The sequence below is a fragment of the Sphingomonas faeni genome, assembly GCF_040407565.1.
GTDB classification, from domain to species: domain Bacteria; phylum Pseudomonadota; class Alphaproteobacteria; order Sphingomonadales; family Sphingomonadaceae; genus Sphingomonas; species Sphingomonas faeni_F.
The window spans coordinates 120493-132331 of record NZ_JAPZPR010000009.1 but is presented as its reverse complement, the minus strand read 5'-3'; the positions used below and the strand labels follow the sequence as shown (position 1 = coordinate 132331).

Here is an 11839-nt window from a genome sequence, read left to right as displayed (position 1 = left end):
CGATCCATGACCGACCCCCATTCCCACTTCGAAGACTTGGCCGACAGGATCAAGCCCAAGGCGGTCTCGAACCTCCTGCTGTGGCTGATCCTCGGCTTCGTCGTGATCTTCGTCATCTGGGCGAGCGTGGTGAAGCTCGACCGGACCGTGCACGCGTCCGGCCGGGTGGTGCCGTCGAGCCGGCTTCAGGTGCTGAGCAACCTGGAGGGCGGCATCGTGTCCGAAATCCTGGTGCGCGCCGGCGACGTCGTCCGCCGTGGCCAGCCGCTGGTACGCCTCGATCGCACCCAAGCCGGCGCCGAACTCGGCAGCTCGGAGGCGACCGTGGGCGCACTCACCGCCAAGATCGCGCGGCTGCGGGCCGAGATTGCCGGCCGCGAGCCGGTCTATCCCACCGCGCCCACTCCCGAGATCGCCGAGCAGATCGCGATCGAGCGTTCGCTCCATACCGCGCGCATGAGCGATCTCGCGAGCCTCAGCCTGGCGGCTGCGGCGCGCGAGGCGCAGGCCGGACGTGCGGTTGCCGAAGCCAGCGCCGCCTATCAGTCACGCGTGTCGGCGCGGGATTCGGCACGGCGCCAGCTCGAGATGATGCGCCCGCTGGTGGAGCGCGGGATCGAACCGCAGCTCACCCTCATCCAGCTGGAAAACTCGGCAGCGGTCGCGACCACCGATGCAGCGCAGGCCGCGGCCGGAATCGCGCGCGCGCAGTCGGCGGTCGCGGAAGCCCGTGCTTCGCTGGCGCAGGTGCGTGGCGCCTGGCGCGCGCAGGCGGGGACCGATCTCGCCACCGCGCAGGCCGAGCTCGCGTCCCGCCGCCAGACGGTGCCCGCGCTCGCCGCCCGGCTTGGTCGCGCGACCGTGTCGGCGCCGGTCGACGGGCGGGTCAACCGGGTCCTGGTCTCGACCGTCGGCGCCAGTATCGCTGCTGGGCAACCGATCGTCGAGGTCGTGCCGTCCGCAGACGCGCTCACCGTGGAGGCGATGGTCAGCCCCAAGGACATCGCCTCGGTGCGGATCGGCCAGCACGCCAAGGTCAACATCACCGCGTATGAATCCGGCATCTACGGCGGAATGGACGGCCGTGTGGTCACCATCTCGCCGGATGCCACGGTCGACGAGCGCACCGGCGAGGGCCATTACACGGTACGCGTGCGCGCCGACGCGCAGAACTTCCGCGGGCCCGATGGCCGGCGTCTGGTGATCGGCCCCGGCATGACCGCCGACGTCAACCTGATCGGCGACAAGCGATCGGTGATGGCGTACATCCTGTCGCCCTTCACGCGGCTCCGCGAGGACGCGTTCCGCGAGTGACGAAGGCGTTGACGGCGCGGCGCGAACTCGCTTCGTGCGTCGGCGTTTTCGGGGGCGATCGGTGCCTTTCGCAGTCCGGTCGCCTGGGACTATGGGTATGTGGATAACGATCCTGAACTGCGTCGGCCGATGAAGACGATCGTCGACCGTCTGGTGCGATGGGGCCGCGGCGTGAGCATGGGGCTGTTGGTCGCAAGCACCGCGATCGCGCAGGATGGCCCACCGAAAGCGGCCGGGGATCCGATCCTCCAACGGCACTGGAATCCGGCGTTCGACGTCCGGCTTCCCGACGGCGTCGGATCCGACGACGAGAACCTGAAACGGCGTTGCTGGTCGCAACAGGCGTTGGACACGTACGTGACCGAAGGCCGATTCTGGATCGAGGATCTCTACGGGCTTCCCTATGGTTACGTCCAGGATCACTGCCTGAAGGAGCAGCTCGCAAAAATCGATACCGCGCTGAACGATACCTACAGGGTGTTGCTGCGAACGCTCGAGCCGGCCGAGCGCCGGAAGGTCGTTGCATCCGAACGCCGCTGGCTCAGCCGGCGGACCGTCGCCTGCAATGTACCCGACGGTCGAACCTTCGTGATGCTGGGCTCTTTCGTATGCCTCATGAACATGACGAACGACCGGATCGACTGGATCGGCGCCCGCCAATCCAGTCGGAAGGATGTCCGGCGATAGGGCGACTGATCGATGCCGTACCCTGAAATCGGCCTCGCCGATCCGTGCCGTTATTTTACCAGGGCTGCCGATTGATCGAGCGCGACGACGGGCAGCCATACCGCGCTGGCGGAGGGCCCGCCGCGGACGATCGTGACCGTCGCGGCCTTGTAATCCGCCTTCTTCGCCAGGAAGATGTTGGGCACGAAGGTCTGCGGGTTGCGGTCGTAGAGCGGGAACAGGCTCGACTGGACCTGGATCATGATCTTGTGCCCCGGCTGGAATACGTGGTTCACGGTCGGCAGGCGGAACTTGTATTCCTGCACCTTGCCCGCGGGGATCGCGGTCGGCTTGGCGAAGCTCTGGCGATAGCGGCCGCGGAAGATGTCGAGGCTGATCGGCAGTTCATAGCCGCCCATCTTCGGATCGGTGGCGTTCTCCGCCGGATACACGTCGATCACCTTGACCACGAAATCGCCGTCGGTGCCGGTTGTCTTCGCGAAGATGTCGGCGATCGGCGCGCCCGACACGCGCACCGGCGCGGTCAGCGCTTCGGTGGTGTAGGTCATGACGTCGGGACGGCCATCGACGCCGCGCTGATCGCTGACGAGCCAGTCGCCCCAGCGGCCGTCGCCGAAATTCACCGGGCGCGGCAGGTGCGGCACGGGCTTGGCGGGGTCCGAGACATAGCTGTCACCGCCAGCGGCGGCCTTGCCGAACCCGAGCGCGCCGCCCTCCTGCAGGTAGATCGGCTTCAGCGGGGACGGGCACCCGGTTTCGCACGCCAGCGGCCACGTCGCGAACTTGTCCCAGTGGTTTTCACCGGTGTTGTAGATCGCCGCCGCCGGCAGCGTGACGGGCGGGCCGTCCTTCAGATACTGGTTGAAATACGGGAGCAGCATGTCCTCGCGGAATTGCTGCGCGGTGTCGCCATTCCACTGGAACGGCCCGAGGCTGCGACCCTCGCGGTTGATCTGGCTGTGGCGCCACGGACCCATGACGAGGTGGTTGTTGCCGAGCTTGCCCTTGGCCTTCAGCGCCTCCCACGATGTGATCGCGCCGTACATGTCCTCCTGATCCCACAGGCCCTGTTCCCAGATCGTCGGCACGTTCGACGGGTTGGCGGCAAGCAGCTTGTCGAGCGCCTGGCCCTGCCAGAAGTCGTCATAGGCCGGGTGCGACACCATCCGCTGCCAATAGGGCAATTGATCGTAGCCGGACTTCTTCGCCCAGTCGCCGGCCGAGCCGACGTCGCGGAAATTGTCGTAATCGTCGTAGCCGCCGGTGGGGGGCGCCTTGCCCGCGCCCTTGTAGCCGGTCTGGCTGCCCAGCCACGCGATGTTGGCGAGGCGGAAGGCACCGTAATGGAACCAGTCGTCGCCCATCCAGCCGTCGATCATCGGGCTTTCCGGCGCCGCGACCTTCAGCGCGGGGTGCGGGGCGAGCAGCGCCATCGCGACCGTGAATCCCTCGTAGGACGAGCCGATCATGCCGACGCGGCCGTTGCTCTCCGGCAGGTTCGCCTTGTTCACCAGCCAGTCGATCGTGTCGTAGGCGTCGGTGACGTGATCGACCTTGGTCGGGTTGAGCGGGCCGATCACGGGGCGTGTCACGACGTAATCGCCTTCGGAGCCGTATTTGCCGCGGATGTCCTGGTAGACGCGGATATAGCCCGCCTTCACGAACATCTCGTCGGCGAGCGGCAGCGTGGCGAGGATGCTCGAACTATCCGACCGGTTGGCGCGACCCTTGGCGTCGTACGGCGTGCGGGTGAGCACGATCGGTGCGTTGGTCACGCCCTTGGGATAGACGATGACGGTGTACAGCCTGGTGCCGTCGCGCATCGGGATCATCACTTCGCGCTTCACATAGTCGCGCGCCGCGGTCGGCGGCACGAACCTGGCGGGAATGTCGCCGCCGACGGGCGCAGTCTTGTCCTGTGCAGACACAGCGGTGGCGAGGGCCAGCGACGCTAGCAGGGCGAATTTGACGGTCATCGAGGTACGCTCCGGATCGGTTGCGACAGGTCTAGGCGGACTTGGGTCGCCAAGGCAATCACGCAAGATGCCACCGTTGCAGTCCGGCCGACCGGATGAATCCGTGGGGCATCAGGCCTGTATTGCAGAGGGTTGGCGACCGAAGCGCCATCGCGTTCACCTGCGACCACACAGACGAACCGAGGCTTGCATGGTCGGAAAGCCCGAGGGCGTGGATGCACTTGCGCGCGCGAGCGGGGTCGCGGCGTTCGCCGCGTGAAAGCTGCGTATCGAACGCCGCAATCCGACCGCGGCAGGGATCAATAGCGCAACGACGATTTGCAGACCCTTTTCGCGTGGCAAAACCTATCCTGCGGCGGCACCGGGCGGACGATCCTGCGGCAAACCTGCGCGGGATATGGTCGGACACGCATGCCGGCGTAGATTTATTGTCTTGATCCAAGGCGGTCTCGGGTCGACCGGGAGCCCATGGTCGCCGAAGAGCGACACGCCAAAAGGGACCCGTCGATGATCGCCTACCGTACCGCTTTAGCCCTCGCCGTTTCGACTCTCACGCTGGTTCAGACGCAGGTCGTCTGGGCACAACAGGGTCCTGCGACGCCTGCAACCGATCCGGTCGCCCCCGCCGCCGCCGCCCCCGCTGCTACCGATCCGGCTGCCGCTGCGCCGGTCGCGGACGTACAGGACGATATCATCGTCACCGGCACCCGCACGGCCGGCCGCTCGCGGCTCGACAGCGCATCGCCGGTCGACGTACTGAGCGGGGCCAGCCTGCAGCGGCAGGGCACCACTGAGCTCGCCACCGCGCTGTCGGCGATCGCGCCGTCGATCGATTTCCCGCGTCCGTCGGCGACCGACGGCACCGACGCGATCCGCCCCGCGACGCTGCGCGGGCTGTCGCCCGATCAGACGCTGGTGCTCATCAACGGCATTCGCGGCCATACCTCGTCGCTGCTCAACACCAACGGCAGCGTCGGTCGTGGTTCGGCGGCGGTCGATCTCAACACCGTGCCGACCGTGGCGCTCGACCGGATCGAGGTGCTGCGCGACGGTGCCTCGGCCCAATATGGCTCGGACGCGATCGCCGGCGTGGTCAACCTGCGGCTGCGCGAGGCGCGCGCGGGTGGCGGTGCGCAGGTCACCTACGGCTTCTACGACACCGACGTCGACACCGCCAACAACAGCCGGCACGTGACCGGTGAGAACGCCGTGACCGCCTCGGCGTGGCAGGGCATCGGGTTCGGCCGCGACGGGTTCGTCACGGTTTCGGGCGAATATACCAAGCGCCAGCCGACCAACCGCGCGGATATCGATACGCGCGTGTCGCCCAACCGGGTCACCGGTCGCTACGGCGATCCCGCGGTCGAGCAATATACCGGCTTCGTCAACGCCGGGACGTCGCTCACCGATACGCTCAGCCTGTACGCGTTCGGGGGCTATCAGGATCGCGACAGCCGCAGCGCCGCCTTCCCGCGCATCGCGCCCGCCGGCACCAGCGCGGCGACGCTGACCACGCTGGGGAACCTCGCCCGGGCGGGGTATCCGAACGGCTTCCTCCCGATCATCAACACCAAGTCGAAGGATATCAATTCCGCGGTCGGCCTGCGTGGCGACGTGGCGGGGTTCAACGTCGATCTGTCGCTCAGCTACGGTCGCAACCGGATCGACTATCGCACGCTGAACTCGGCGAATTATGCCTTCGGCACGGCCACGCCGCGCAATTTCAACGACGGTTCGACGGTCTACGACCAATATGTCGCGGGGCTCGACGTCTCGCGCAAGTTCGATGTCTTCCAGTCGCTGAACGTCGCGTTCGGCATCGAGGGCCGTCGCGAAGGCTACAAGATCGTGGCGGGCGAACTGGCCTCCTACGGCCTTCCGCCGGCCGGCACGGTGACGGGGATCCCGGCGGGCCTCACACCCGCGGCGGGTGCGCAGGGCTTCGGCGGCTTTGCGCCCGGTAACGCGACCGAGCGCAGCCGCCGCAACGGCAGCATCTATCTCGACATCGAGGCGCAGGTTACCGACAAGCTGCTCGTCGGGCTCGCTGGCCGGGCGGAGGATTATTCCGATTTCGGCAGCACCGCGACCGGCAAGGCATCGCTCCGCTACGATGTCGCGAAGTGGTTCGCGTTGCGTGCCACCGCCTCGACCGGCTTCCGGGCGCCGTCGCTGCAGCAGCAATATTTCACGCAGACCGCGTCGGTCGTCACCAACGGCGTTCCGATCCAGACGGGCACGTTCCCCTCGGTCGACAACGTCGCGACCGCGCTCGGCGGCCTGCCGCTCGAGCCCGAGAAGTCGACCAACCTGTCGGTCGGCACGGTGATCCGCGCAGGCGGGTTCGACCTGACGATCGACGCGTACCGCATCCACATCCGCGACCAGATCGGCCTGTCGGAGAACATCGCCGCGACCTTCAGCCCGACCGTCGCGTCGCTGCTCGCGCCGTTCAACGTATCGGCCGCGCGGTTCTTCCTGAACGGTCTCGCCTCGACCACCAAGGGCATCGACGTCGTCGCGCATTACCGACTGGCCGCCGAGAGCGCGGGCAATTTCGACTTCACGGTTGCGGGCAACGTCAACGACGTCGACGTCACGCGCGTGCCGGTCACGACCTCGACGCTGAACCCCGCGCCGACGCTGTTCGCGCGCAGCCGTATCCTGACGCTCGAAGACGGCACGCCGGGCACCAAGGTCACGGGGACGATCGACTGGTCGCTCGACCGTCTCGGTGCGCTCGCCCGCGTCACCTATTACGGCGACGTCAACCAGCCCGGCACGCTGGTTGCCGCCGACGTCCATACCGGCAAGCACGCGATCACCGATCTCGAGCTGCGCTACACCGCGACCAAGGGCGCGCAGATCGGGCTGGGCGTCAGCAACGTGTTCGACGTCTATCCCGATCGGACGATCGCGGCGAACAACAGCACCGGCGTCCTGGGATATCCGTCCTATTCGCCGTTCGGGTTCAACGGCCGCTATCTGTACGCCCGCGTCGGCCTGAACTGGTGATCGGGGACGGCCGGAACGCCGTATGATCCTTGGGGGGCCGGCACGCCGATGGCGGTGGCTGGCCCCCACATGCGATGTCCCGACTAGAGGCCTGGCCGATTGGCGGCGACCTGACGTCGCGTCTCTCGTGGCCGCGTCAGCGTCATGAGAATGCCGGCGTCGTGACCCGGTTTCCCGCCTGCACGCGCAACGTGGCTATCGCGCCGGCGAACATCAGCGCGCCCGCGACATACAGGATGTTGCGCGCATCGCCGCCGAGCAACGGCCGGAAGAACAGCGGGACCGTCAGGCTCTCGATCATCATCGGCACGACGATGAACATGTTGAAGATGCCCATGTACACGCCGAACCGCGCCGGCGGCACGACGTCGGTCAGCATCACATAGGGGTTGCCCATCATGCTCGCCCAGCCGAGCCCGATGCCGATCATCGGCAGGTACAGCCAGCCCTCGGTGGCGATACCCGGGATCGCCAGCATCGCCGCGCCGGATGCCGCGAGACACACCGCATGGACGACGCGCGCACCGTAACGTCGCGTGATCAACACCATCGCCAGCGCGGCGACGAACGCGACCGCGTTGTAGAACGCACCGATCCGACCGACCGTCAGCGCGGCATCGCGAAACCCCTGGCTCGCGGGATCGGCGGTGCCGTGCAGCGACCGCGATAGCGCGAAGGCGATGAACTGCCAGTAGGCGAACATCGCATACCATTGGCACAGCATCGCGACGCCGAGTTGCCGCATCGCCGTCGGCATGTCGCGGATCGCCTGGACGACGTCGCGTACCGCGCTGCCGAGCGTCAGCTTGTCCGCGCGGATCTCTACCAGTTCCTCGGGGGTCAGCGGCAGTTCGGGGACGCGGAAGACCGACCACAGAATCGTCGACAGCGACAGCACCGCACCGACCAGGAACGCGATCCGCGTGATATCGGGAATGCCGTTCGCATCGACCGCATCCTTGTTCAGCCCCCACCACACCAGCAGCGACGGCGCGAGATAGGACAGGGTCTGCGCGAGCCCGGTAAACGCCGATTGCGTCAGGAACCCGGTCGATCGCTGATCCTCCGACAGCCGATCGCCGACATAGGCACGATAGGGCTCCATCGTGACGTTGTTGGCGGCGTCGAGGATCCACAACAGGCTGGCCGCGACCCACAAGGTCGGGCTGTACGGCATCGCCAGCAGGCACAGGCTGCACAGCACCGCGCCGACCAGGAAATAGGGCGTCCGCCGACCGAGCCGGCTGGTGGTCTTGTCCGACAGCGCGCCGATCAGCGGCTGGACGAGCAGCCCGGTCATCGGCCCCGCCAGCCAGAGCAGCGGCAACGACGCCTCGTCCGCACCGAGATAGCCGTAGATCGGCGCCATGTTGGCCTGTTGCAGCCCGAACGAGAATTGCAGCCCGAGGAAGCCGAGGTTCATCTCGATGATCCGGGCGAGCGAAAGACGCGGCTTCATGCGGACGCTCCTGATAGCCAGACGATGTGCAACGGTTCGAGCATCTCGCCGGTGGCGGTGCCGGTCAGCCGGTCGATGCCACGGTCGGACAGCGCCACCCGTCGGTCGGAGAAGTTGAAGAACACCCGGTCGCTCCCACAGCCGATACCGAGAAGCTGCGGCACCGTGGCGGGCGTCGCAAGCAGCGTCGGCGCACCGGCACCATTGCTGGCGATGCGCGCCGCCCGGAGCCTGGCGAGGTCGCCGTCGATCCGCCTTGCGGCGGGGGTCTCGATCGCGGTCCAGTCCATCGCCGGACGGTGCAGCCAGCGCCCCTCGTGCGCCCTGTCGGGGTCGGCGAGATAGGACCGGTCGTTCACCATCCCGGCCTCGTCGCCCATGTACGTCGTCGCGAGCCCGCCACTGGCGACCGCCAGCGCGTTCAGCAGTGCGATCCGGCGGAACGCGGCCTCGCGCGCGTCGTCGGTGACCGCGGCTTCGAGCCCGGCGAGAGAGGCCATCGTCCCGTTGGTACCGTGCAGCGCGGCGCCATCGGACTGGAAGGGCTCACCCCGAGCCCAGCTGTCGCCCGCGCCTTCGATGAAGCGACCGGCGCGCGCGAGGCGTGCTTCGGGGTCGGGGTCGAAGCCGCGCAGATCGCCGAGCACCGCGCCCCAGCCGATATCGTCGTGGCAGCGGGCATAGGTCAGCCAGTTCGCGCCGTTGGGAAGGCCGCCGCTCGCGCCGACGATCGCCGCGGGCAGCGCCGCGGACTGCTCGGCCAGCGCGACCCAGCCCGCGACCATCAGCGAGTTGTTGTACACCAGATGGCATTCGGGTTCGAACCCGTCGCCTTCGTCCGCCCCGAAATAGGGCGGCACGAACGCGGTCGGGACGATCGCTTCCGCCTTGAGCAACGTCGCTGGCGCGGCGATCTCCAGCGCGGCGCGCAGCGCGCGGACGATGTGATGCGCCTGTGGCAGGTTGCGGCAATCGGTGCCGGCCTGCTTCCACAGGAACGCGGTGGAATCGAGCCGGAACGCCTCGAAACCATGGTTGGCGAGCCGCAGCATCGTGTCGATCATCGCCACCATCACGTCGGGGTTCGCCCAGTTCAGATCCCATTGGAACGGGTAGAAGGTCGTCCACACCGCGCCGCCCATCGCGGGGACGATCGTGAAGTTGCCCGGCGCGGTGGTCGGGAACACCTGCGGCAACAGCGTCTCGCGCCGCGCCGCCTCGGCTTCGTCCAGCACGATGTAGAAGTCGCGATAGTGCGGGTCGCCGGCCTTCGCGGCGATCGCCCAGACGTGATCGTCGGCGGTGTGGTTGAGCGCGAGATCGACGCACAGGCTGATCCGCGCGGCGCGCAGCCGTTCGCAGAGCCGTTCGACATCCGCCATCGACCCCAGCGCCGGTTCGATGCTGAGATAATCGGCGACCGCGAAGCCCCCATCGCTGTCGCCGGCGCGCGCCTTCAGCAGCGCCAGCAGGTGGAGGTAGCGCACGCCGAGCCGCTCGAAATGATCGACGTGTCCGGCCATCCCCGCGACGGTGCCGGCGAAGCGATCGACATAGGTCGAATAGCCGATCATGTCGGGCGCGACGAACCAGTCCGGATCGCCCACGCGTTCGGCATCGAGTGCCTGCATCGTCGGTGGGCGTTCGGCTGCGCGGTCGTCGAGCACCGCCTCGATCCGCGACCATAGCGCCGCGACATCGTGCCCGGCGCCATATAGCCGGTCCAGCTGTCGGCGCAGCGTCGCGCGATGCCGGCGCGAACGATCGTCACGGGTCGAAACGCTCATCGATAGGCTCGCAGCAAGATGGCACCGTGGCGCGGAATGTCGGTGGAATAGGCCGCCCCGGTCGGCAGATCGGCCCCGCGCCACAGGTCTCGGACCCGTTTTGGTTGCGGCAAGCCGACATCCTGCCAGCGCACGGTCATGGTCGCCGCCGCATCGCCGCGGTTGAACAGCGCGACTGCGGTCGATCCGTCGGCGAGCCGTTTGGTCCAGATCTCGGTCTTGCCAGTTTGCGACACGCGCCGACCCTGAACGCCGAGCGGATCCTGGTCGACCGCGATCACCTCGCGATTGGCGACCAAGGCCTTGATCGCAGGCGTCATCGTCCGCAGGTCGTTGCCCAGGATGATCGGCGACGCGGCCATCGTCCACAGCGTGTAGTGCGTCCGGTATTCCTCGGGCGTAAGGCCATCGATGCCGATCAGCATCATGTCGGCGTCGTTCCAAGCGCTGGGCCCGGCATGCGCGGCGTTGCCGTCATAATCGAAGCGGAGATCGACCGCGTACCACAGATCGCCCTCGATGCTGTCGCCGCTGGTCCGCCAGAGGTGACCACCAACGCGGTTGCCCCAGCTGCCGACATCGTACAGCCCATATTGGCACAGGCTGTAGACGATCGCGCGGCCGGCCTCGGCCAGCGCGTCGCCCATCTTCTGGTATTGCGCCTGCATTTCGATCTTGGTGCCGTAGATGTTGGACGCGCTGCACCAGTCGTATTTCAGCAGGTCGACGCCCCATGCGGCAAAGGTCTTCGCATCCTGCTTCTCATGACCGTGGCTGCCGATATAGCCAGTGCAGGTGACTGGCCCCGGCGAACTGTAGATGCCGACCTTCAGGCCGCGTGCGTGGATATAGTCGACCAGCCCTTTCATGTCGGGGAACTTGGCGTTGGGATGCAGCACGCCTGCTGCATCGCGCTTGCCCTGCCAGCCATCGTCGATCGTGACATAGCGGTAACCGGCATCGCGTAGCCCGGTGGAGACGAGTCGGTCCGCCATCGCGCGCACCGCCTTGTCGTCGACCGTCTCGCGGAAGACGTTCCAGCTGTTCCAGCCCATCGGCGGGGTTGGCGCCAGATTCTTAAAACTGACGGCGTGCAAGGGGGGCAGGGGGAGCTTGGTCATGTTGTCGGGGCGCGGTGCATCGCGTTCGACAGCCGCGAGTTCGGCGGGCGTCACGCGCCGTGCGAGGAAGGGCGCGACGCCAACCACGTCGTCGCCGATCCATACGTCGAGAAACCGGCCGTCCGCGGACAGCTTTGCGCGCGTCTTCACGAACGGCGGGTTGCCGGTCAGGTCGAACGCGAACCCGTCGGACCGGGACACCATGTTCGCGATCGGATAGACCCACCCATTGAAGCGGAACTCACCCTTCACCGTCCTGCCATCGCTCGACAGCACGAACGATCGGGGGATTCCGCCGATGGCAATCGATTCCGGCGTGCGGCGGGGAACGATCAGCCAGCTGCCGTTGAGCTTCACCAGCTTCTGGGGAGGAGCCGCAGGGGGCATGGCCAACGGTATGATGGTACCGACCGCAGCACCGACGACCACGATGCCGATCGTGCCAAGCGTCCTACGCATATGCATCACTTTCATTCCCCC

General features: G+C 67.2%; 7 protein-coding genes. 3 read left to right on the top strand and 4 right to left on the bottom strand.

Annotation, left to right across the window (positions count from 1 at the left end):
• Positions 1-6: 6 nt before the first annotated feature.
• Positions 7-1314, top strand: a complete 1308-nt coding sequence (locus tag O6Y00_RS18160; protein ID WP_353443971.1) for an HlyD family type I secretion periplasmic adaptor subunit — start codon at positions 7-9, stop codon at positions 1312-1314.
• A 99-nt stretch (positions 1315-1413) separates the two neighbouring features.
• Complete coding sequence (locus O6Y00_RS18155; RefSeq protein WP_353443970.1) at positions 1414-2001, top strand: lysozyme inhibitor LprI family protein; 588 nt, start codon at positions 1414-1416, stop codon at positions 1999-2001.
• A gap of 50 nt (positions 2002-2051) precedes the next feature.
• On the opposite strand, the gene O6Y00_RS18150 is transcribed toward O6Y00_RS18155, so the two are convergent.
• Positions 2052-3977: a CocE/NonD family hydrolase gene (locus O6Y00_RS18150; RefSeq protein WP_353443969.1), complete on the bottom strand. Its 1926-nt coding sequence runs from the start codon at positions 3975-3977 to the stop codon at positions 2052-2054.
• 507 nt (positions 3978-4484) lie between these two features.
• Here O6Y00_RS18150 and O6Y00_RS18145 point away from each other — a divergent pair.
• The gene (locus O6Y00_RS18145) at positions 4485-6992 is read left to right on the top strand and encodes a TonB-dependent receptor plug domain-containing protein (protein ID WP_353443968.1); all 2508 of its coding nucleotides are present in this window, start codon (positions 4485-4487) and stop codon (positions 6990-6992) included.
• Between the two features lie 142 nt (positions 6993-7134).
• Here the strand turns inward: O6Y00_RS18145 and O6Y00_RS18140 are convergent, their stop codons facing one another.
• Genes O6Y00_RS18140 through O6Y00_RS18130 form a run of 3 tightly spaced genes read right to left on the bottom strand, consistent with a single transcriptional unit; the run spans position 7135 to position 11818 of the window.
• Positions 7135-8451, bottom strand: coding sequence for an MFS transporter (locus O6Y00_RS18140; protein ID WP_353443967.1), 1317 nt, complete (start codon positions 8449-8451; stop codon positions 7135-7137).
• Complete coding sequence (locus O6Y00_RS18135; protein ID WP_353443966.1) at positions 8448-10238, bottom strand: alpha-amylase family glycosyl hydrolase; 1791 nt, start codon at positions 10236-10238, stop codon at positions 8448-8450. Before O6Y00_RS18135 ends, O6Y00_RS18140 begins: the two co-directional genes overlap by 4 nt.
• Positions 10235-11818, bottom strand: a complete 1584-nt coding sequence (locus O6Y00_RS18130) for a glycoside hydrolase family 27 protein (RefSeq protein WP_353443965.1) — start codon at positions 11816-11818, stop codon at positions 10235-10237. The genes O6Y00_RS18135 and O6Y00_RS18130 overlap by 4 nt, the downstream gene beginning before the upstream one ends.
• Between the last annotated feature and the right edge of the window lie 21 nt (positions 11819-11839).

What these genes read in the sequence shown, in the direction of transcription:
- O6Y00_RS18145 (WP_353443968.1), top strand. Translation starts at nt 4,485, where the DNA reads ATGATCGCCTACCGTACCGCTTTAGCCCTCGCCGTTTCGACTCTCACG.
- O6Y00_RS18150 (WP_353443969.1), bottom strand. Translation starts at nt 3,977, where the DNA reads ATGACCGTCAAATTCGCCCTGCTAGCGTCGCTGGCCCTCGCCACCGCT.
- O6Y00_RS18130 (WP_353443965.1), bottom strand. Translation starts at nt 11,818, where the DNA reads ATGCGTAGGACGCTTGGCACGATCGGCATCGTGGTCGTCGGTGCTGCG.
- O6Y00_RS18160 (WP_353443971.1), top strand. Translation starts at nt 7, where the DNA reads ATGACCGACCCCCATTCCCACTTCGAAGACTTGGCCGACAGGATCAAG.
- O6Y00_RS18135 (WP_353443966.1), bottom strand. Translation starts at nt 10,238, where the DNA reads ATGAGCGTTTCGACCCGTGACGATCGTTCGCGCCGGCATCGCGCGACG.
- O6Y00_RS18140 (WP_353443967.1), bottom strand. Translation starts at nt 8,451, where the DNA reads ATGAAGCCGCGTCTTTCGCTCGCCCGGATCATCGAGATGAACCTCGGC.